Source organism: Streptomyces sp. NPDC017056 (genome assembly GCF_044332485.1).
GTDB lineage: Bacteria > Actinomycetota > Actinomycetes > Streptomycetales > Streptomycetaceae > Streptomyces.
This window is the reverse complement of record NZ_JBIRPD010000021.1, coordinates 146,911-168,072: the sequence shown is the minus strand read 5'-3', so window position 1 is coordinate 168,072 and position 21,162 is coordinate 146,911. Positions and strand designations below refer to the sequence as shown.

14 protein-coding genes, 1 tRNA gene and 1 rRNA gene are annotated in these 21,162 nt (G+C 70.9%); 13 read left to right on the top strand and 3 right to left on the bottom strand.

Features of this window, described 5'->3' with window-relative positions:
- The 3 genes from rrf to ACH4OW_RS31670 form a co-directional block, all read left to right on the top strand.
- Positions 1 to 93, top strand: a 5S ribosomal RNA gene (gene rrf / locus ACH4OW_RS31680); the annotation flags it as partial.
- A 114-nt stretch (positions 94 to 207) separates the two neighbouring features.
- Positions 208 to 894 carry a DegT/DnrJ/EryC1/StrS family aminotransferase gene (locus tag ACH4OW_RS31675; RefSeq protein WP_398031226.1) on the top strand — a complete coding sequence of 229 codons (687 nt, stop codon included), beginning with the start codon at positions 208 to 210 and terminating at the stop codon, positions 892 to 894.
- 130 nt (positions 895 to 1,024) lie between these two features.
- Positions 1,025 to 1,100, top strand: a tRNA-Thr gene (locus ACH4OW_RS31670).
- 88 nt (positions 1,101 to 1,188) lie between these two features.
- On the opposite strand, the gene ACH4OW_RS31665 is transcribed toward ACH4OW_RS31670, so the two are convergent.
- Positions 1,189 to 3,831 (bottom strand): SpoIIE family protein phosphatase, encoded by a 2,643-nt coding sequence (locus ACH4OW_RS31665; protein ID WP_360138739.1) that lies wholly within the window; start codon positions 3,829 to 3,831, stop codon positions 1,189 to 1,191.
- A gap of 288 nt (positions 3,832 to 4,119) precedes the next feature.
- On the opposite strand from ACH4OW_RS31665, the gene ACH4OW_RS31660 reads away from it, so the two are divergent.
- From ACH4OW_RS31660 to ACH4OW_RS31615, 10 genes are all read left to right on the top strand, one after another.
- Positions 4,120 to 9,624: a HAMP domain-containing protein gene (locus tag ACH4OW_RS31660; RefSeq protein WP_360138742.1), complete on the top strand. Its 5,505-nt coding sequence runs from the start codon at positions 4,120 to 4,122 to the stop codon at positions 9,622 to 9,624.
- A gap of 283 nt (positions 9,625 to 9,907) precedes the next feature.
- Positions 9,908 to 10,564: a response regulator gene (locus ACH4OW_RS31655; protein WP_360138745.1), complete on the top strand. Its 657-nt coding sequence runs from the start codon at positions 9,908 to 9,910 to the stop codon at positions 10,562 to 10,564.
- A gap of 204 nt (positions 10,565 to 10,768) precedes the next feature.
- Entirely contained in the window at positions 10,769 to 13,567 is a 2,799-nt protein-coding gene (locus ACH4OW_RS31650; RefSeq protein ID WP_398031224.1) for a DNA translocase FtsK, read from the top strand.
- 332 nt (positions 13,568 to 13,899) lie between these two features.
- Positions 13,900 to 14,718, top strand: a complete 819-nt coding sequence (locus ACH4OW_RS31645) for a RodZ domain-containing protein (protein ID WP_360138751.1) — start codon at positions 13,900 to 13,902, stop codon at positions 14,716 to 14,718.
- 80 nt (positions 14,719 to 14,798) lie between these two features.
- The gene (rimO, locus tag ACH4OW_RS31640) at positions 14,799 to 16,292 is read left to right on the top strand and encodes a 30S ribosomal protein S12 methylthiotransferase RimO (protein ID WP_360138754.1); all 1,494 of its coding nucleotides are present in this window, start codon (positions 14,799 to 14,801) and stop codon (positions 16,290 to 16,292) included.
- Complete coding sequence (pgsA, locus tag ACH4OW_RS31635) at positions 16,289 to 16,978, top strand: CDP-diacylglycerol--glycerol-3-phosphate 3-phosphatidyltransferase (RefSeq protein WP_398031222.1); 690 nt, start codon at positions 16,289 to 16,291, stop codon at positions 16,976 to 16,978. The genes rimO and pgsA overlap by 4 nt, the downstream gene beginning before the upstream one ends.
- Before the next feature lie 45 nt (positions 16,979 to 17,023).
- Positions 17,024 to 17,572, top strand: a complete 549-nt coding sequence (locus ACH4OW_RS31630) for a CinA family protein (RefSeq protein ID WP_398031238.1) — start codon at positions 17,024 to 17,026, stop codon at positions 17,570 to 17,572.
- A gap of 109 nt (positions 17,573 to 17,681) precedes the next feature.
- Complete coding sequence (locus tag ACH4OW_RS31625) at positions 17,682 to 18,065, top strand: helix-turn-helix domain-containing protein (RefSeq protein WP_030024638.1); 384 nt, start codon at positions 17,682 to 17,684, stop codon at positions 18,063 to 18,065.
- A gap of 210 nt (positions 18,066 to 18,275) precedes the next feature.
- Positions 18,276 to 18,746 (top strand): DNA starvation/stationary phase protection protein, encoded by a 471-nt coding sequence (locus tag ACH4OW_RS31620; RefSeq protein ID WP_360138760.1) that lies wholly within the window; start codon positions 18,276 to 18,278, stop codon positions 18,744 to 18,746.
- A gap of 263 nt (positions 18,747 to 19,009) precedes the next feature.
- A complete protein-coding gene (locus ACH4OW_RS31615; protein WP_398031221.1) occupies positions 19,010 to 19,429 on the top strand; it encodes a PPOX class F420-dependent oxidoreductase in 420 nt (139 codons plus the stop codon).
- A gap of 116 nt (positions 19,430 to 19,545) precedes the next feature.
- On the opposite strand, the gene ACH4OW_RS31610 is transcribed toward ACH4OW_RS31615, so the two are convergent.
- Both ACH4OW_RS31610 and hemC read right to left on the bottom strand, forming a co-directional pair.
- Complete coding sequence (locus ACH4OW_RS31610; RefSeq protein WP_398031219.1) at positions 19,546 to 20,055, bottom strand: hypothetical protein; 510 nt, start codon at positions 20,053 to 20,055, stop codon at positions 19,546 to 19,548.
- A 91-nt stretch (positions 20,056 to 20,146) separates the two neighbouring features.
- A complete protein-coding gene (gene hemC, locus ACH4OW_RS31605; protein WP_398031217.1) occupies positions 20,147 to 21,124 on the bottom strand; it encodes a hydroxymethylbilane synthase in 978 nt (325 codons plus the stop codon).
- Positions 21,125 to 21,162 lie beyond the last annotated feature (38 nt).

Sequence of the window (21,162 nt, the reverse complement as noted above, 5' to 3'; positions counted from 1 at the left end):
ACGCCCGGTTACATTTCGAACCCGGAAGCTAAGCCTTTCAGCGCCGATGGTACTGCAGGGGGGACCCTGTGGGAGAGTAGGACGCCGCCGAACAATTTTTCAGCTCCGGTCCCTGAACCTTCTGGTTCAGGGACCGGAGCTTTTTTGTTTTGGCCGTGCAGTCCGTCGCGTAACTTTATGTTCACTTTATGTGGTCAGGATCCCGGTATGGGGACAGTGGGAACGCTCAGGTCGGCCGGTGTCCGCGGTGGCGACGAGGTGGTGGTGCCGGCGTACGGCAACCCCGAAGTCGCCGAGGCGGTGCTGGAAGTGGGAGCACTGCCGGTCTTCGCCGAGGTCGACGGGGACAGTTTCTGCCTCGACCCGGCCGCGGTGGCCGACGCGGTGACCCCGCGGACGGCGGCCGTCGTCGCCGTACACCGTTTCGGGCGGCCGGCGGACATGGGCTGGATCCGGGAGATCGGGCAGCGGCACGGGTTGCTGGTGGTCTCCGCGGACGACGCCGGCGCCGGGCAGGCGGACCAGGACTGCGTACGGCGCCGGCGGGACCGGGCGGCTTACCTGGACGGGCGGCTGACCGGTGTGCTGACGCCGCCGGCCGTCGCGGGGCACACGTACGAGGAGTACGTGGTGCGGGTGCCGGGGAACGGGCGCCCTGACCGGGACGCCTTCGCCCGTGCGCTGCGGGCGCGGGGCGTCGCGTGCCGCGTGCCCGTACAGGCCCCGGTGTACCGGCTGCCGGTGATCCGGCGTGATGTGTACCTGCCGCAGACCGAGCGGGCGGTGGACGAGACGCTGGCGCTTCCGGTGCGTGCGGAGCTGTCGCGGCGGGAGCTGCAGCGGATGGCCGCGGCCTGCAATGCGCTCGGCGGGTTGCTGCAACCGGCGTTCTGAGCTCGCGGTGGGTACCCCTTTCGAGGGACTGTGTGTCCCTTTTGCGGGGGAGCGGGGGGCCCTCTTTCGAGTGAGTGGGACGCGATTCGGGCTGCGGGCGGAATTCCTGTATGATCTATCTCGTTGCCGCGCCCCAATAGCTCAGTCGGCAGAGCGTCTCCATGGTAAGGAGAAGGTCTACGGTTCGATTCCGTATTGGGGCTCCAGAGCAAAAGGCCCCCGCCATTCGGCGGGGGCCTTTTCGCGTTGAGCGGGGATCAGCAGGGACCGGCGGGGCCCGGCGGGCCCCCGGGGTCACGCGTTGAGCGCGACCTCGGGGACGCGCATGGCGAGGATGGCCATGTCGTCGGACGCCGGTTCGGCGGCGAAGCGTTCCACCGCGCGCAGGATGCGGGCGGCGACGGCGCCGGCGGTCAGGCCCGTACACGTCGTCAGCACGTCCGTGAGGCCGTCGTCGCCGAGCATGCGGGTGCCCTCGCGGCGTTCGGTGACGCCGTCGGTGACGCACAGCAGGACGTCGCCCGGGTCGAGGGTGACGGTCTGCTCGTACAGCTCCAGGTCGTCCATGACGCCCAGCAGCGGTTGCGGCTCGGCGGCCGGCTCGACCGTGCCGTCCTGGCGCAGGCGCAGCGGCAGCGGATGGCCCGCGCAGACGACCTTCAATACGGCGCTGCCGTCCCGCTGCGGCCACAGCTCGCCGTACAGGAGCGTCAGGAAGCGGCTGCGGGCGCCCTCGTCGAGGATCGCGGCGTTCAGGCGCTCCAGGACGGCGGGGCCGCCGAAGCCCTCGCGGGCGAGCAGCCGCAGCGCGTGCCGGGCCAGGCCGGTGACGGCGGCGGCCTCCGGGCCCGTACCGCAGACGTCGCCGATGGCGAAGCCGTAGGCGCCGTCCCGGATGGGGAACAGGTCGTAGAAGTCGCCGCCGACCTCGTTGCCCTCGCCGGCCGCGCGGTAGATGACCTCGACCTCGACGCCGGGGACCTCGGGCAGCTCGGGCGGCAGCAGGCTGCGCTGGAGCGACTGGCTGATGGCCGTGCGCTCCGAGTACAGGCGCGCGTTGTCCAGGGCGAGGGCGGCCCGGCGGGACAGGTCTTCGGCGAGTTCCAGGATCTCCTGGCGGAAGTGCTCCTCGCTGGGCTTGCCGAGGGTGAGCATGCCGATGACGCGGTTGCGGGCGACCAGCGGCAGCACGACGGTCTCGCCGCCGACCGCGGAGGCGGTGGCGAGGGAGGCGCCGGGGCCCTTGGCCGGGCGGGCGGAGTTGCCCAGGCCCAGGCTGCGCAGCGAGGTGCGCAGGGCCGCGTCGTGTGCGGCGTCGGTGGGCGCGTTCCACAGCCGGGCGCCGGGCGTGGGCACCGGCTCCGGCGGGTCGACCTTCATCAGGAGCGTCTTGAGGCCGTCGATGCGGTCCTCGTCCTCGTGGAGCACGTACGACAGCTCCGGCTCGGACGCCTGGTCGGCGACGGTGTAGACGGCGCACCAGGTGGCGAGGGTGGGGACCGTCATCTGGGCCATCAGGGCCAGCGTCTGGTCGCGGTCGAGGGTGCCGGCGAGCAGGTCGGAGGCCTCGACGAGGAAGGACAGGGAGCCGCGGCGCAGCCGTTCCAGTTCGGTCAGGCGGGCGCGTTCCACGGCGAGCGCGATGCGGTCGGCGGCGAACTGGAGGCGCAGGGCCTCCTCGTTCGTGTAGCGTCCCGCGGCCTCGGCGGCGACGCCGAGGGAGCCGGTCAGGCGGCCCTCGACCTTCAACGGGACCGTGACGACCGAGCGCATGCCCGTACCGGAGAGCAGGGGGACGGCGCCGGGGACGGCCGTCAGGTCCTCGTGGACGGCCGGCATGCGGGCGGAGCCGTAGCGTCCGGAGCCCGCCTCGACCGGGACCCGGGCGAAGCGCTGGCGGGCCGAGGGCAGGCCGGTGGAGGCGCGTACTTCCAGTTCGGTCTCGTCGTCGGTGGCCAGCAGGAGGTACGCGGCGTCGCCGTCGAGCATGTCGCGGGCGCGTTCGACCGTGCGCTGGAGCAGGCCGTCCAGGTCGTCGGGGGCCGGCGAGCCGATGAAGACCTCGAACGGGTCGGCGGGGCCGCGGCCCTCGGGCCGCTGCGCCGCGGTGTCGGGCGCGGGGGAGCGCAGCGGGCTCTGCAGGACGGCGCGCTCGTGGTCGCGCACCAGGAGGCAGACCGTGTACGGCTCGCCGTCGGCGTCACGGACGCGCAGGTGGGAGGCGTACACCGGGACGACCCGGCCGTCGGCGCCCCGTATGCCGTACGAGCCCTCCCAGCGGGAGAGCAGGAGTGCCTCGGCGATGCCGGTGCCGGTGCCGGGGGTGTGCGGCCAGGCGGCGAAGTCGGTGAGCGGTTTGCCGATGACCTGTTCGGGCTCGTAGGCGAAGAGGTCCTTGGCGTCGTCGTTCCAGAAGCTGATGCAGCCGCCGCGGTCGATCTGGACGACGGCGACGCGGACCCGGCTGTCGGCGACGGGCAGCGAGTCCACCGGGAGGGCGGGGCCGGCGGAGCGGGTGCCGGCGGGGCGTTCGGGCAGGTCGAGCTGGAACCAGACGTGTTTTTGCGCCGCGGTGTACTCCACGCCCCAGCGGCTGGCCAGCGCGCCGCACAGCAGCAGTCCGCGGCCGCCCTCGCGGTCCGGGTGGGCGAACGCGCGGCCGGTGTTCTGCAGCGGGATCTCCCGCTCCGGGTAGCGGTCCGCGACCTCGATGCGTACGCCGTCCTCCGAGCGCAGGCACAGTACGTCGGCGGCGGTGCCCGCGTGGACGACGGCGTTGGTGACCAGTTCGCTGGTCAGGACGACGGCGTCGTCGACGATGTCGCCGTAGCCCCAGCCCTGGAGGGTGTCCCGCACAAAGGCGCGGGCGGTGGCGACCGAGCGGCCGACCGGCTCGAACGTGGCAGCGGCCCGCGCGGTGATCACTGGTCTCCTCATGCGTGTGTCGGTGATCTGCTCTCCCACCATGGCGGCGCCCCTTACGAAAACCTGGTGTGCTCGCCCACTGCCCGTGCTGGACGGCCAGGGCGGGTGGACAGCCGGATGCCAGGTTACTTACCTTCGCCGCGCGTGCGGATGCCGGTCACGTGTGTTTCCGCCCCGATCGTGCTCGGGACGGTATGCGATGCTGCCGAACTGTTATGGCCTGGTTGGGCCATGGTGAAACACTGGGCAAGCTCAAAGAGAAGGCCCGGGTAGAACGGTCGACCCTGCGGGAGGGACACGGTGGAGTCTGGCGCAGCGGCGCGGGGCACGAGCACGCGCGCGAAAGGCGGACGTTCCCGGAGCAACGGGACGACTGAGGTGGATACGGCTGCGCTGAACCGGCTGCTGGCTGCTCTCGTCTCGATGCGGGACGGGAATTTCCGTAAGCGGTTGACGGTCTCCGGCGACGGAGCGATGTCGGAGATCGCCGCTGTTTTCAACGAGGTGGCGGATCGCAATCTGCACCTGACGGGAGAGCTGGCGCGGGTGCGCCGGGTCGTGGGACGTGAGGGAAAACTCACGGAACGGCTGGAGGTCGGCGCCTGCGAGGGCTCCTGGGCCGCGGCCATCGACGCCTCGAACGCCCTGGTCGACGATCTCGTACGGCCGGTGTCCGAGGTGGGCCGGGTGCTCTCGGCGGTGTCCGAGGGCGATCTGGAACAGCGGATGGACCTGCGCTCGCGCGGCACGGACGGGACGTCCGCGCATCCGCTGCGCGGCGAGTTCCTGAAAGTGGGCCGGACGGTCAACGGGCTGGTCGACCAGCTCTCGGCCTTCACGGACGAGGTGACGCGGGTCGCCAGCGAGGTCGGTACGGAGGGCAAGCTCGGCGGGCAGGCGCGGGTGCGCGGCATGTCCGGGTCCTGGAAGGACCTGACCGAGTCCGTCAACACGATGGCGTCCCGGCTGACGGCCCAGGTGCGGGACATCGCCCTGGTCACCACCGCGGTCGCCAAGGGTGACCTGTCGCGCAAGGTGACCGTCCACGTCGCCGGCGAGATGCTGGAGCTGAAGAACACCGTCAACACGATGGTGGACCAGCTCTCCTCGTTCGCCTCCGAGGTGACCCGGGTGGCGCGCGAGGTCGGTACGGAAGGCGAGCTGGGCGGCCAGGCCCAGGTGCCGGGCGTCGCGGGGGTCTGGAAGGACCTCACCGACTCGGTCAACCTGATGGCCGGCAACCTCACCGCGCAGGTGCGCGGGATCGCCCAGGTGACCACGGCGGTGGCCAACGGCGACCTGTCGCAGAAGGTCACGGTCAGCGCGCGCGGCGAGGTCGCGCAGCTCGCCGACACGATCAACACGATGACCGAGACGCTGCGGACGTTCGCCGACGAGGTCACGCGGGTCGCCAACGAGGTCGGCGCCGAGGGCCAGCTGGGCGGGCAGGCGCAGGTGCCGGGCGCCGCCGGTACGTGGAAGGACCTCACCGACTCGGTGAACAACGCCTTCCGCAACCTGACGGGCCAGGTGCGCGACATCGCGCAGGTGACGACGGCGGTCGCCAACGGTGATCTGTCCCAGAAGATCACGGTCGACGTCTCCGGCGAGATGCTGGAGTTGAAGAACACCGTCAACACCATGGTCGACCAGCTCTCCTCGTTCGGTGCCGAGGTGACGCGGGTCGCCCGGGAGATCGGTGTCGAGGGCGAGCTGGGCGGCCAGGCCGCGGTGCCGGGCGCGGCGGGCACCTGGAAGGACCTCACGGACTCCGTGAACACCGCCTTCCGCAACCTGACCGGGCAGGTGCGCAACATCGCGCAGGTCACCACGGCGGTGGCCAACGGCGACCTGTCGCAGAAGGTCACGGTCGACGTCTCCGGCGAGATGCTCCAGTTGAAGAACACCGTGAACACGATGGTCGACCAGCTGTCCTCGTTCGCCGACCAGGTGACGCGGATGGCCAGGGACGTGGGCACGGAGGGCCGGCTGGGCGGTCAGGCCCAGGTGCCGGGCGTCAGCGGCACGTGGAAGGAACTGACCGACTCCGTCAACTTCATGGCGGGCAACCTGACGTCCCAGGTGCGGCAGATCGCCCAGGTGACGACGGCGGTCGCGCGCGGCGACCTCTCCCAGAAGATCGACGTGGACGCGCGCGGCGAGATCCTGGAGCTCAAGAACACCATCAACACGATGGTCGACCAGCTCTCGGCCTTCGCCGAGCAGGTCACCAGGGTCGCCCGCGAGGTGGGCACGGACGGCAGGCTCGGCGGCCAGGCGCAGGTGCCGGGCGTCGCGGGCGTCTGGCGGGATCTGACCGACTCGGTGAACGGCATGGCGGGCAACCTGACCGCCCAGGTGCGCAATATCGCGCAGGTCGCGACGGCGGTCGCGCGCGGCGACCTGTCGCAGAAGATCGACGTGGACGCGCGCGGCGAGATCCTGGAGCTCAAGAACACCCTCAACACCATGGTCGACCAGCTCGGCTCGTTCGCCGACCAGGTGACGCGGGTGGCGCGCGAGGTGGGCACCGAGGGCATCCTCGGCGGCCAGGCCGAGGTGCAGGGCGTCAGCGGTACGTGGAAGGACCTCACGCAGTCCGTCAACTTCATGGCGAACAACCTGACGTCCCAGGTGCGCAGCATCGGCGAGGTGACCACCGCGGTCGCGCGCGGCGACCTGTCCAAGAAGATCACCGTCGACGCCAAGGGCGAGATCCTCGAACTGGTCACGACCGTGAACACGATGGTCGACCAGCTGTCGCTATTCGCAGAGCAGGTGACGCGCGTCGCCCGTGAGGTCGGTACGGAAGGCCAGTTGGGCGGCCAGGCCCGGGTCCCGGGCGTCACCGGCATCTGGAAGGACCTGAGCGACAACGTCAACCTGATGGCCAACAACCTGACCATCCAGGTGCGCAACATCTCCCAGGTCTCGGCGGCGGTCGCCAACGGCGACCTGACCAAGAAGGTCACGGTCGAGGCGCGCGGCGAGGTCGCGCAGCTCGCCGACACGGTCAACACGATGGTCACGACGCTGTCGTCGTTCGCCGACGAGGTCACCAGGGTGGCCCGCGAGGTGGGCACCGACGGCATCCTGGGCGGCCAGGCCCGCGTACCCGGCGTCGCCGGCACGTGGAAGGACCTGACCGAGTCCGTGAACTCGATGGCCAACAACCTGACCGGCCAGGTGCGCAACATCGCGATGGTCACCACGGCCATCGCCAAGGGCGACCTCACCAAGAAGATCGACATCGACGCGCGGGGCGAGATCCTGGCCTTGAAGACGACCATCAACACGATGGTCGACCAGCTCTCCTCCTTCGCCGAGCAGGTCACCAGGGTGGCCCGTGAGGTGGGTACGGACGGTCAGCTCGGCGGCCAGGCCCAGGTGCGCGGCGTGGCCGGCACCTGGAAGGACCTGACGGAGTCGGTCAACGAGATGGCGGGCAACCTGACCCGCCAGGTGCGCGCGATCGCCGCCGTCGCCGCCGCGGTGACCCTCGGCGACCACAACGTCCGCATCGACGTGGACGCGGCGGGCGAGATCCTGGAGCTCCAGGACAACGTCAACACGATGATCGCCACGCTCCGCGAGACCACGCTGGCCAACGAGGAGCAGGACTGGCTCAAGGGCAACCTGGCCCGCATCTCCGGCCTGATGCAGGGCCGCCGCGACCTCAAGGACGTGGCGACGCTCATCATGAGCGAGCTGTCCCCGGCGGTCTCGGCGCAGCACGGCGCGTTCTTCCTCGCCGCGCAGCCCGGCGACAGCAACGAGATCGGCGCGGACGGCGGCGAGCCGGGCGCCTACGAGCTGCGGCTGATGGGCTCGTACGGCTACTCGATGGGCAGCATGCCGACGACGTTCCGGCCGGGGGAGACCCTGATCGGCACGGCGGCGGCGGAGAAGCGCACGATCCTGGTGGAGAACGTGCCCTCCGGGTACCTGAAAATCGCCTCCGGGCTCGGCGAGGCGCCGCCGGCGAACGTGATCGTGCTGCCGGTCCTCTTCGAGGACAAGGTGCTCGGCGTGATCGAGCTGGCCTCCTTCCAGCCGTTCACCCACATCCAGAAGGACTTCCTCAGCCAGATCGCCGAGATGATCGCGACCAGCGTCAACACCATCTCGGTGAACACCAAGACCGAGGTGCTGCTCAAGCAGTCGCAGGAGCTGACCGAGCAACTCAAGGAGCGGTCGGGCGAGTTGGAGAGCCGGCAGAAGGCGCTGGAGCTGTCCAACTCCGAACTGGAGGAGAAGGCCGAGCAACTGCGCGCGCAGAACCGCGACATCGAGGTGAAGAACACCGAGATCGAGGAGGCGCGGCAGGTGCTGGAGGAGCGCGCCGAACAACTGGCCGTCTCCATGCGCTACAAGTCGGAGTTCCTGGCGAACATGTCGCACGAGCTGCGCACGCCGCTGAACTCGCTGCTGATTCTGGCGAAGCTGCTCGCCGACAACGCCGAGGGGAACCTCTCCCCGAAGCAGGTCGAGTTCGCCGAGACCATCCACGGCGCGGGCTCGGACCTGCTCCAGCTGATCAACGACATCCTGGACCTGTCGAAGGTCGAGGCGGGCAAGATGGACGTCAGCCCGACGCGTATCGCGCTGGTCCAGCTCGTGGACTACGTGGAGGCCACGTTCCGGCCGCTGACCGCGGAGAAGGGGCTCGACTTCTCCGTACGGGTCTCCCCCGAGCTGCCCGCGACGCTGCACACCGACGAGCAGCGGCTGCTGCAGGTGCTGCGCAACCTGCTGGCCAACGCGGTGAAGTTCACCGACAGCGGCGCCGTCGAACTGGTCATCAGGCCGGCCGGCGACGACGTGCCGGCGGCCATCCGCGAACACCTGCTGGAGCACGGCGCGCTGCGCGACCCGGACGCCGACATGATCGCGTTCTCGGTCACGGACACCGGCATCGGCATCGCCTCCAGCAAGATGCGGGTGATCTTCGAGGCGTTCAAGCAGGCGGACGGCACGACCAGCCGCAAGTACGGCGGCACCGGCCTCGGCCTGTCCATCAGCCGGGAGATCGCGCGGCTGCTCGGCGGCGAGATCCACGCCGCCAGTGAGCCGGGCCGCGGCTCCACCTTCACGCTCTACCTGCCGCACAACCCGGGCGGGCTGCCGCCGCAGGGCTATCCGCAACTGGTCGCGGGCGGGCTCGCGATGGACGCCGAGGCGCGGGACGCGGAGATCGGGCGGGAGCTGGCCGAGGAGGCCGCGCAGCCGGCCGAGGCGCCGGCCGCCGACAACGGTTCGGGGCCCGGCCGCCGGCGCCGCCCGGTCGCGGCCGCCGCGCGGCGCCCGGAGCTGCCGGCCAGGACCGCGCCGGCTCCGCAGCCGGCCGCGCAGCCCCCGCAGGCGCCCGCCGAGGAGCCCTGGATCGGCAACGGCCAGGATCTGGTGTCGCCCGGTTTCGAGGGCGGTTTCCACGGGGAGAAGGTGCTGATCGTCGACGACGACATCCGCAACGTCTTCGCGCTGACCAGCGTGCTGGAGCAGAACGGGCTGTCCGTGCTGTACGCGGAGAACGGCCGGGAGGGCATCGAGGTCCTGGAGCAGCACGACGACGTCGTGCTCGTCCTGATGGACATCATGATGCCGGAGATGGACGGGTACGCGACCACGGCTGCGATCCGGCGGATGCCGCAGTTCGCCGGGCTGCCGATCATCGCGCTGACCGCGAAGGCGATGAAGGGCGACCGGGAGAAGAGCATCGAGTCCGGGGCGTCCGACTACGTGACCAAGCCGGTGGACACCGACCACCTGCTGACGGTGATGGAGCAATGGATGCGCACGCGGTGACACGTTCGTCAAATGAGGCTCGTAAGGTTCCCCGCATGTTGACTCAGTGTGGCCGACCACGTGTGGGAGAGCGGTATTCGGGGAACCTTCTGGTCTCTCACTGCGTTTGTGCTACGTGCACAGTGACATCGCGGTGACAGGGTGTGGCGACAGGCGGGGTGCGGCTACCATGACCGGCACAAGGACGGGCGGCAAGACGGAGCCGTCCCCTGGGGCGGCGTCCGGTGCCTCCCCGAGTCCTTCGGACAGGGGAGGCCCCACGCCGGGGCGAGGAGGACGGGCCATGGTGCAGAAGGCCAAGATCCTCCTGGTCGATGACCGGCCGGAGAATCTGCTGGCGCTGGAGGCGATCCTCTCCGCGCTCGATCAGACGCTGGTGCGGGCATCGTCCGGGGAGGAAGCGCTCAAGGCACTGCTCACCGACGATTTCGCGGTGATTCTGCTCGATGTGCAGATGCCGGGGATGGACGGGTTCGAGACGGCCGCGCACATCAAGCGGCGCGAGCGCACCCGCGACATCCCGATCATCTTCCTGACCGCCATCAACCACGGCCCGCACCACACCTTCCGCGGCTACGCGGCGGGCGCGGTCGACTACATCTCCAAGCCCTTCGACCCGTGGGTGCTGCGCGCCAAGGTCTCGGTCTTCGTCGAGCTGTACATGAAGAACTGTCAGCTGCGGGAGCAGGCGACGCTGCTGCGGCTCCAGCTGGAGAGCGGTCGCGCGGCGGACGAGGCCAGGGAGCCCGCGGGGCTGCTCGCCGAGCTGTCGGCCCGGCTGGCCGCGGTGGAGGAGCAGGCCGAGGCGCTGTCCAAGCAATTGGACGAGTCGGCGGACGCGGCGGCCATCGCGACCGCCGCCCACTTGGAGCGCAAGCTCACCGGACTGCGGCGGGCGCTGGACGCGCTGGAGCCGGGGACGGACAACGGAGCGGCCTGAGGGGCGCTCCAGAGACCGCTGTGCGGCCTGCGGGCCGCACGGGCGGGGCCGGCGCCCGGCGCGCCCCTGACGTGCCGTCATGAGCCGCGTGTGCGGCGACCGTAGTGAGCCGTCGGTGTGAAGTCACCGGCGGGTGGCGCGACACGAATGGGTGAAAGCCCGAGCGCTCGTGTCACTGTGGCCGTCGCCTGTAATCTCGTCACCATGGCCTCACGTACGTCCGGCAAGGGTTCCCAGAGCACGGCGGGCCCCTCGAAGCAGCGCGCCGGACAGCCCGGGGGCGCCGCCAAGAAGGCCGCCGCGAAGAAAGCACCGGCGAAGAAGGCGCCGGCCGCGGCCAAGAGGGCGCCCGCCAAGAAGACCGCCCCGGCGAAGCGCGCGCCGGCCAAGAAGGCGGCCGCCAAGAAGGCGCCGCCCAGACCCGCGCCGTCGCCCACCGGCGGCATCTACCGGCTGGTGCGGGCGTGCTGGCTCGGGGTGGCGCACGGCGTCGGCGCCATGTTCCGCGGCGTCGGGCGCGGCGCGAAGAACCTGGACCCGGCGCACCGCAAGGACGGCGTGTCGCTGCTGCTCCTCGGCCTCGCCCTGGTCGTCGCGGCCGGCACCTGGTCCAACCTCAGCGGCCCGGTCGGCGACCTCGTCGAGATGCTGGTCACCGGCGCGTTCGGCCGCCTCGACCTGGTCGTGCCGATCCTGCTCGGCGGTATCGCGCTGCGCCTGATCCGCCACCCGGAGCAGCCCGAGGCCAACGGACGGATCGTCATCGGCCTGTCCGCGCTGGTCATCGGCGTCCTGGGGCAGGTCGCCATAGCGTGCGGGTCGCCCGGCCGGGGCGAGGGCATAGCGGCCGTGCAGGACGCCGGAGGCTATATCGGCTGGGTGGCGTCCAAGCCGCTGATCTTCACCGTCGGCCAGACCCTGGCGGTGGCGCTGCTCGTGCTGCTCACCGTCTTCGGCCTGCTGGTCGTCACGGCGACGCCGGTCAACGCCATCCCGCAGCGGCTGCGGCAGCTCGGCGCCCGGCTGGGCCTGGTCGAGGTGTACGAGCCCGAGCCGGTGGCCGCGGAGCCGGACGCGTTCGCCGAGGAGTGGCGCGCGCAGCCCAAGGGGGGCGCGCGGCGCGCCGCCGCGGAACCGGACCCGAGCGGCGACCCGGACGCCGTGGAGGAAGCGGCGCTGGCCAAGCGCCGCCGCGGGCGCCGTACGCCCTTGCAGCCCGGTGAGCGGCCCATGGACGCGGTGGACGTGGCGGCCGCGGCCGCCGCCTCGCTGGACGGCGCCGTCCTGCACGGCGTGCAGCCCTCGCCCCTGGTCGCCGACCTCAGCAGCGGCATCTCCGGCGACCGCGGCGACGACGGCGCGCAGGACGCGTCGGGGCAGTGGCAGGACAGCGGCTCGGTGCCGCCGGCCAGGGACGCGGGGTACCAGCGCGAGGACACCCCCTCGGGCCCGGTGCCCGACTTCACGAAGTCCGCGCCGGAACCGTCCGGCGAACTGCCCTCGCGGGCCGAGCAGCTGCTGCTGTCCAACGACATCACCTACTCGCTGCCGTCGCTGGACCTGCTCACCCGCGGCGGCCCCGGCAAGACCCGCAGCGCCGCCAACGACGCCGTCGTCGCGTCGCTGACCACCGTCTTCCAGGAGTTCAAGGTCGACGCGGCGGTCACCGGCTTCACCCGCGGCCCGACGGTGACCCGCTACGAGATCGAGCTGGGCCCCGCGGTCAAGGTCGAGAAGATCACCGCGCTGGCGAAGAACATCGCGTACGCGGTCGCCAGCCCGGACGTACGGATCATCAGCCCGATCCCCGGCAAGTCCGCGGTCGGCATCGAGATCCCCAACAGCGACCGGGAGATGGTCAACCTCGGCGACGTGCTGCGTTCGGCGGAGTCGGTGGGCGAGGACCACCCGCTGCTGGTCGGGCTCGGCAAGGACGTCGAGGGCGGGTACGTGACGGCCAATCTGGCGCGGATGCCGCACATCCTCGTCGCGGGCGCCACCGGCTCCGGCAAGTCGTCCTGCATCAACTGCCTGATCACCTCCGTGATGGCCCGCGCCACGCCGGACGAGGTGCGGATGGTGCTGGTCGACCCCAAGCGCGTCGAGCTGACGGCGTACGAGGGCATCCCGCACCTGATCACCCCGATCATCACCAACCCCAAGAAGGCCGCCGAGGCCCTCCAGTGGGTCGTGCGCGAGATGGACCTGCGCTACGACGACCTGGCGGCGTACGGCTACCGGCACATCGACGACTTCAACGCGGCGGTGCGCAGCGGCAAGGCGAAGCCCCCGGAGGGCAGCGAGCGCGACCTGTCGCCGTACCCGTACCTGCTGGTGATCGTGGACGAGCTGGCGGACCTGATGATGGTCGCGCCGCGCGACGTGGAGGACTCCATCGTCCGCATCACCCAGCTCGCGCGGGCCGCCGGCATCCACCTGGTGCTCGCCACCCAGCGCCCGTCCGTCGACGTCGTGACCGGTCTGATCAAGGCGAACGTGCCGTCCCGGCTGGCGTTCGCGACGTCCTCGCTCGCCGACAGCCGGGTCATCCTCGACCAGCCGGGCGCGGAGAAGCTGATCGGCAAGGGCGACAGCCTGTTCCTGCCGATGGGCGCCAACAAACCGGTGCGCATGCAGGGCGCGTTCGTGCAGGAGGAAGAGGTCCAGCAGGTCGTCCAGCACTGCAAGGACCAGATGGCGCCGGTCTTCCGTGACGACGTCACGGTCGGCACGGCCAAGAAGAAGGAGATCGACGAGGACATCGGCGACGACCTGGACCTGCTGTGCCAGGCCGCCGAACTGGTGGTGTCGACGCAGTTCGGATCCACGTCCATGCTCCAGCGCAAGCTGCGGGTGGGCTTCGCGAAGGCCGGGCGGCTGATGGATCTGATGGAGTCGCGCAACATCGTCGGGCCGAGCGAGGGCTCCAAGGCGCGCGACGTGCTGGTCAAGCCGGACGAGTTGGAAGGCGTACTGGCGGTCATCCGGGGGGAGACGGCCTAAAGACCGTCTTCGCCCGGTCCGGCACCGGGCGGGTGGCCGGCGGGTGGGCGGCCGGCGGTCGTGGGAGAAGTCCGGGAGTCTCGCAACCCGATCACTCGAATGAGGCTTCCGGGTCACTCGTAAGAGATCGTAAGCAACCGTTTCTTCCGTCGATACGTCAAGTTGAGGGAGGTGGTGGGAGGATGTCGCACCATTGGACCCGGACCGGGTGTCCGGCGGCCTCACGTGGCCTTCTGATGGCGTACAAAGTCCGCTCTTCCGCTTGCCCGACCCTTTCGGTACACCCCTAGACTGAACCCCCAGCAGGTGGCTCACGCTCGAAAGGCGCCCCCGTGTCCATCGGCAACTCCTCCGAAGACGACCGGCCCTCCATCGGCCGCGCCATCCAGCAGGCCCGCATCGACGCAGGACTGACCGTCGACGAGGTCAGTACGACCACGCGGGTGCGCGTGCCCATCGTGCAGGGCATCGAACAGGACGACTTCTCGCGCTGCGGCGGCGACGTCTACGCACGGGGGCACATCCGGACGCTCGCGCGCGCCGTCGGCCTCGATCCCGGCCCGCTGATCGCGCGCTTCGACGGGGACCGCGGCGGGCGCCCCGAGCCGACCCCCGCGGCGCCGCTCTTCGAGGCCGAGCGCATCCGGCCCGAGCGGGGCCGCCCGAACTGGACGGCGGCGATGGTCGCGGCCATCGTCGCGGTCGTCGGCTTCGTGGGTTTCACCCTCTTCAGCGGCGGCGGCAAGGGCAGCGCGGTCGCCGAGGGCGACAACACGGCGGCCCCGGTGCAGCCGTCGGCGTCCCAGCACGCGGGCAAGTCGGGCAAGGCGCACAAACCCACCACCGTGCCGGGTCCTGGCCCCTCGGAGAGCGCCGTCGCGGGCGTGCCGAAGGACCGGGTCACCGTCAAGATCACCGCGAAGGACGGGCAGAGCTGGATCTCCGCCAAGGACTCCAACGGCCGCCTGCTGGAGGACGGCCTGCTCAAGAAGGGCGAGTCGAAGACCTTCACGGACAAGAAGCGGATCGACCTCGTCGTGGGCAACGCCGGCGCCGTACAGCTGTTCGTCAACGGCAAAGAGGTCGAGAAGGTGGGCGACAAGGGTGCGGTCGAGCGCCTGAGCTACTCGGCGGGCCCGCAGGCGGGCTGATCAGGCCGGGCCCGGGGCGCCGGGCGGACGGGGCAACCCTGGCAGCGAGGGAGGTTGCCGGGACAAAGTAGGCTGACTCCATGCCCGAACGCCGTACCGTCGCCCTTGTCACTCTTGGCTGCGCCCGTAACGAGGTGGACTCGGAGGAGCTCGCAGGCCGCCTGGCAGCGGACGGCTGGGACCTCGTCGAGGATGCCGCCGATGCCGATGTCGCCGTCGTCAACACCTGCGGATTCGTCGAGGCCGCCAAGAAGGATTCCGTCGATGCCCTGCTCGAAGCCAACGATCTGAAGGACCACGGCCGCACCCAGGCCGTCGTGGCCGTCGGCTGCATGGCCGAGCGGTACGGCAAGGAGCTGGCCGAGGCGCTGCCCGAGGCCGACGGCGTGCTCGGCTTCGACGACTACAGCGACATCTCCGGCCGGCTGCAGACGATCCTGAGCGGCGGCAGCGTCGAGGCCCACGCGCCGCGCGACCGCCGCAAGCTGCTGCCGATCAGCCCGGCCGAGCGGCAGGACGCCGCCGGTGTGGCGCTGCCCGGACACGGCGACACCGAGCCGGCCCCGGCCCCCGCCGACCTGCCCGAGGGCGTGGCGCCCGCCTCGGGGCCCCGCGCGCCGCTGCGGCGCCGCCTGGGCACCAGCCCGGTGGCCTCCGTGAAGCTGGCGTCCGGCTGCGACCGGCGCTGCTCCTTCTGCGCCATCCCGTCCTTCCGCGGCTCCTTCATCTCGCGCCGGCCCTCCGACGTGCTCGGCGAGACGCGCTGGCTCGCGGAGCAGGGCGTGAAGGAGATCATGCTGGTCTCCGAGAACAACACGTCCTACGGCAAGGACCTGGGCGACATCCGCCTGCTGGAGACGCTGCTGCCGGAGCTGGCGGCCGTCGAGGGACTGGAGCGGATCCGGGTCAGCTACCTGCAGCCCGCCGAGATGCGCCCCGGCCTGATCGACGTGCTGACGGGGACGGAGAAGGTCGCCCCGTACTTCGACCTGTCCTTCCAGCATTCGGCGCCGGGCGTGCTGCGCGCGATGCGCCGGTTCGGCGACACCGACCGCTTCTTGGAGCTGCTGGAGCAGATCCGCTCGAAGGCGCCGCAGGCCGGCGCCCGCTCGAACTTCATCGTCGGCTTCCCCGGCGAGACCGAGGACGACGTCGCCGAGCTGGAGCGCTTCCTGACCGGGGCCAGGCTGGACGCGATCGGCGTGTTCGGCTACTCGGACGAGGACGGCACCGAGGCCGCCACGTACGAGAGCAAGGTGGACCCCGAGGAGGTCGCCGAGCGGCTCGCGCGCATCTCGCGGCTGGCCGAGGAGCTGACCGCGCAGCGCGCCGAGGAGCGGCTCGGCGAGACCCTCACGGTGCTGGTGGACAGCGTCGACGAGGAGGACGGCGTCGTGGGCCGGGCCGCGCACCAGGCGCCCGAGACCGACGGTGTCACCTTGCTGCGGACCTCCGCCGGCCTTGCGCCGGGTCGTATGGTCGAAGCAAAGGTCGTGGCCAGCGAGGGCGTCGATCTGGTGGCCGAGGTGCTGTCGGTGGACGGCGCGCCGTGTTCTGAGGAGGCGGGCAGATGACCGGAGTCCCGGCTTCCGCGGCCGGTGGGCACCAGCGCCCTGCGCCGGCCGTCCGGACGGCCGGGCTGTGGAACATCGCCAACGTCCTGACGATGGTGCGGCTGATGCTCGTGCCGGCCTTCGTGCTGCTGCTGATGCACGGCGACGGCTACGACCCGGCCTGGCGCTCGTTCGCCTGGGCCGCCTTCGCCATCGCGATGATCACCGATCTGTTCGACGGCCACCTGGCGCGCCAGTACAACCTGGTCACGGACTTCGGGAAGATCGCCGACCCGATCGCGGACAAAGCGATCATGGGCGCGGCGCTGATCTGCCTGTCCGTCCTGGACGACCTCTCCTGGTGGGTGACGGGCGTCATCCTCTTCCGGGAGCTGGGCATCACGCTGATGCGCTTCTGGGTGATCAGGCACGGGGTGATCCCCGCCAGCCGCGGCGGCAAGCTGAAAACGCTCGCGCAGGGTACTGCGGTGGGTATGTACGTACTCGTGATGACCGGGCCACTGGCGACGTTCCGGTGGTGGGTGATGGCGGTGGCCGTGGTGCTGACCGTCGTGACCGGCCTGGACTACGTACGGCAGGCGGTCGCCCTGCGGCGGGCCGGGCTGGCCGAGGCTCGGGCCGTACAGGCCGAGGAGCGGGCCAGGACGGCCGCCGAGGCGCGCGGCGACGGGAAGCCCGCACGGTGAGACCGGTCACGGCCGCCGGGGCGACCTTCCGAAGTGGCTGCGGAAATGCGCGCTGAATCCGGTACGGAGGCGGCCTCCGAGGCGCCGGCCACGGCCGCGCGGGCGCTCGACGCGCTGGTGGCGCGCGGGCAGAGCCTGGCGGTCGCCGAATCCCTGACGGGTGGGCTGGTAGCGGGGGCGCTCACCGGGGTACCCGGAGCCTCGCGGGCCTTCCGGGGCTCGGTGACGGCGTACGCGACGCAGCTCAAACGGGACGTTCTGGGCGTGGACGGCCCGCTGCTCGACGCCCGTGGGGCCGTGGACGGGGAAGTTGCCCGGCAGATGGCCCATGGTGTAAGGCGTGTGCTGGGCGCGCACTGGGGTATCGCCACTACAGGGGTCGCAGGCCCCGATCCCCAGGACGGACAGCCCGTAGGCACCGTATTCGTCGCGGCCGCTGGGCCCGGCGGTGCGGACGCCGTGCTGCGCCTCGCACTGGACGGCGACCGCGAGCGGATCCGCCGGGACACCGTCGTGGCGGTGCTCCGGCTGCTGGTGAGCGAACTGACAGAGAATGCGGCGGCACAGGATACGGAACAACGGGGGGAATTTTGATGTTTACAGCCCTGAGTGAACACGAACTTGCGCCCCGCACGGCCGAGGCTCAAGGCGGTACGGTGGGGCGAGAAGGATCCGGATCCGAGGTCCGAGGAGGGAGCCAGCGATGATTCTGCTTCGTCGCCTGCTGGGTGACGTGCTGCGCCGACAGCGTCAGCGCCAGGGCCGCACCCTGCGCGAGGTCTCCTCCTCCGCCCGGGTGTCGCTCGGCTACTTGTCCGAGGTCGAGCGGGGGCAGAAGGAAGCCTCTTCCGAACTGCTCTCGGCGATCTGCGACGCGCTGGACGTGCGTATGTCCGAACTGATGCGGGAGGTCAGCGACGAGCTGGCGCTCGCGGAGCTGGCGCGGTCCGCGGCCGCGAGCGACCCGGTGCCCGCACCGGTCCGTCCGAAGCTCAACTCGGTGTCCGTGACCTCCCTGGCCGGGGTCCCCGAGGACCGGGTGACGATCAAGGCGCCCGCGGAGGCCGTCGACGTCGTCGCGGCCTGAGCCCGCGGCCCCGGCGCCGAGCGCGCGCCCCACAAGACTTCTCCGAGCCCCGTCCGGCAGCAGCCGGGCGGGGCTCGGTGCTGTTCCGGAAGGAATCGGCAGGCCGCCATGCATTACTGCGGCCGTCGCGGGTACCCGATCCGTACAGACAGGAACAATCGTTTGTACGATGGGCGAAGCAGAACCTTTCGCCTGAAAAGGAGTAAATGGATGTCTGTCGTCAAGAGCACGCTGTCCGACGACGACCGCAAGGTGGTCGGGGACGCACTGCAGGGAGCCCTCGTCGACCTGGTGGATCTCTCGCTCGTGGCGAAGCAGGTCCACTGGAACATCATCGGCCCGCGCTTCAGGTCCGTACACCTCCAGCTCGACGACGTCGTGGACACCGCCCGCGCGTACGCCGACACGGTCGCGGAGCGCGCCTCGGCGATCGGCGTGTCCCCGGACGGCCGGGCCGAGACGGTGGCGAAGACCAGCGGCATCGACACGGTCCAGGACGGCTGGATCAAGGACGCGGAGGTCGTACGCGTCGTGACCGACGCGCTCGGCGCCATCATCGCCCGGATGCGCGAACGTATCCGCGTCACGGACGAGCCCGACCCGGTCTCCCAGGACATCCTCATCGGCCTCACCGCCGACCTGGAGAAGCACCACTGGATGTTCCAGGCCGAGTCCGCCTGAGCCGGCCGCGGCCTCGTGGGCGTGCGACCCCGGGCGCGTGAAGAGCCGAGACGCCCCCCTGACCATGGTCAGGGGGGCGTCGGCGGTTCGGCTGCCGCCGTGGCGAGCGGGCCGCGGCCGGTTCGCGGGGCGCCGGGTGGCGTGGCGGTGGCCCCGCGGCGAGGCAGCGGACGATCATGGTGATAGACCCGATGGACGCAGCAGGCCGGACAGGCCCGAGCGACCCGAACGACAGATCCGCTACGTATGGAGGAGTGTCCGCCATGTCGAAACCCCCGCTGCCGCAAGAAGCGGTCGCCATGCTGAAGGAGGCGAACCCGTCCGTCATCACGACCCTGCGGTCGGACGGGCAGCCGGTCTCCACGGCCACCTGGTACCTCTGGGACGACGGCCGCGTGCTGGTCAACATGGACGAGGGCCGCAAGCGGTTGCAGCACCTGCGCAACGACCCCCGGGTGACGATCACCGTGCTCGACAAGGACAGCTGGTACACCCACATCAGCATCATCGGCCGCGTCACCGAGTTCCGCGAGGACAAGGACCTCTCGGACATCGACCGGCTGGCCCGCCACTACACGGGCGACCGGTACCCGCAGCGCGACCGCGGGCGGGTCAGCGCCTGGATCGAGATCGACCGCTGGCACGGCTGGGGCTCCCACAAGGACAGCAACCAGGCCGGGTGACGGCGGCCTGAGAGGCGGCAGGGCAGCAACGGGCGGCCTTTCCCCGGCGGCACCGCCGGGAAAGGCCGCCCGTGACCGACGAACGCAATTTCCTTGCTGTCGCGTCGCTCACACCCTCAAGCCGCGAGTTCGTACGCCTCCAGCCGTTTGATCATACGGCGGACCATCAGCAGGGGAATGACCCCGAAAATCCCGAACGACATGTCGATAAGCTGCCAGTAGAAGGGAATTCCGCGGATCGGGCCGCAGACGAGGGCCAGCGGAATGATTCCCGCGCAGGCGATCATGCCGAAGTCGACGACCCAGATATTGCGGACCGGATCCCGGAACGGCCCGTAGAACGCGACCGCGATGACCAGATGCGCGAAGGCCAGCCAGTCCGTGCCGTACAGCATGAACGGGTACCGCGAATCCGTCGCCTCCAGCCCCTCACGGGCCCGGCCGATCCACTCCATCAGCCCGGGCCATTGCCCGGCGATCGGGGCGGCGTCGGACCGCAGCAGTTCGTCGGCCCACCGGATTTCGGTGACGAGCGGAAAAGCCGTCAGTCCGCTCAGCACGAGACCGACAATGAAAACAACCAACCAGATACGAATACGGCGCCGAAGCGCTCTACGCCCCTCCATGATCGGAGCGTACGCCCGGCCCCGCGGCACCCCGGCGCCGGGGTTGGGGAAACCGGGAATCGCGGAATTGCCCGGCCGAATGGCCGCCCTTTCACAGGGGTGTCCCGGTGTCGATCAGAGCGCGGGCACCCTGGGTGAGGAGTTCGGTGGCGGCGTGTGCGCCCAGGGCGGCCGGGTCGTGCGGCGGGTCGCTGCGCAGATGCACCTGGGCGAACGCCGCGCCGTCCGGGGAGAAGACCATGCCGCGCAGGGAGAGCCGCCCGTCGGGGCCGGTGACGCAGTACCCCGCGATGGGGCTGTTGCAGTGGCCCCGCAGGCCCTGGAGCATGACGCGCTCGGCGGTCGCCTCGGTGAGGGTCGGCTCGTGGTTGAGCTGTTCGAGCAGCGCGGCGACGGCGGTGTCCTGACGGCGGCACTCCAGGGACAGGACGCCGGCGCCGACCGCGGGCAGCATCGCGTCGGTCTCGAAGACCTGCCGCATCCGGTGGTCCAGGCCGAGCCGGTGCAGTCCGGCCGCCGCCAGGACCAGGGCGTCCAGCCCGGGGCCGGTGTCCTCCCGCTTGCCGTCCAGAAGCTCCAGCCGGGTGCCGACGGCGCCGCGTACGGGAACGATCCGCAGGTCGGGGCGGGCGCGCAGGAGCTGGGCCCGGCGGCGTACGGAGGCGGTGCCGACCCGGGCACCGGACGGGAGGTCGTCCAGACCGCGGGCCGTCGCGTGTTCGGGCACGACCAGGGCGTCCCGGACGTCGGCGCGCTCCAGATGGGCGGCGACGACCAGGCCCTCACGCAGCGGAACGTCGCCGGGCACGTCCTTGAGGCAGTGCAGGGCGAGGTCGATCTCGCCGCTCTGCAGCCGGGCGTCGATGGCCTTGACGAACAGCCCCTTGCCCCCGGTGCCGGACAGGTCGCCGTGCCAGAGATCGGCCTCGGTCTGCACCGGGACGGTCTCGATCCGCAGCGCCGGGTCCAGCCGGTGCAGCAGCTGCGCGACGTGGGCGGTCTGGGCGAGGGCCATAGGGCTCGTACGGGTCCCGATGCGCAGCTCGCGGGCGGGGGAATCGGCGCTCACGGACGGTCTCCGTTCGGTGGATCTCGGCTGTGCCTGCC

Bases quoted from the DNA above. Each gene is read 5' to 3' on its own strand.
- ACH4OW_RS31650 (WP_398031224.1), top strand. From the start codon at position 10,769: ATGGCCTCACGTACGTCCGGCAAGGGTTCCCAGAGCACGGCGGGCCCC.
- ACH4OW_RS31615 (WP_398031221.1), top strand. From the start codon at position 19,010: ATGTCGAAACCCCCGCTGCCGCAAGAAGCGGTCGCCATGCTGAAGGAG.
- ACH4OW_RS31675 (WP_398031226.1), top strand. From the start codon at position 208: ATGGGGACAGTGGGAACGCTCAGGTCGGCCGGTGTCCGCGGTGGCGAC.
- pgsA (WP_398031222.1), top strand. From the start codon at position 16,289: ATGACCGGAGTCCCGGCTTCCGCGGCCGGTGGGCACCAGCGCCCTGCG.
- ACH4OW_RS31620 (WP_360138760.1), top strand. From the start codon at position 18,276: ATGTCTGTCGTCAAGAGCACGCTGTCCGACGACGACCGCAAGGTGGTC.
- ACH4OW_RS31655 (WP_360138745.1), top strand. From the start codon at position 9,908: ATGGTGCAGAAGGCCAAGATCCTCCTGGTCGATGACCGGCCGGAGAAT.
- rimO (WP_360138754.1), top strand. From the start codon at position 14,799: ATGCCCGAACGCCGTACCGTCGCCCTTGTCACTCTTGGCTGCGCCCGT.
- ACH4OW_RS31610 (WP_398031219.1), bottom strand. From the start codon at position 20,055: ATGGAGGGGCGTAGAGCGCTTCGGCGCCGTATTCGTATCTGGTTGGTT.
- ACH4OW_RS31665 (WP_360138739.1), bottom strand. From the start codon at position 3,831: ATGAGGAGACCAGTGATCACCGCGCGGGCCGCTGCCACGTTCGAGCCG.
- ACH4OW_RS31625 (WP_030024638.1), top strand. From the start codon at position 17,682: ATGATTCTGCTTCGTCGCCTGCTGGGTGACGTGCTGCGCCGACAGCGT.
- ACH4OW_RS31630 (WP_398031238.1), top strand. From the start codon at position 17,024: ATGCGCGCTGAATCCGGTACGGAGGCGGCCTCCGAGGCGCCGGCCACG.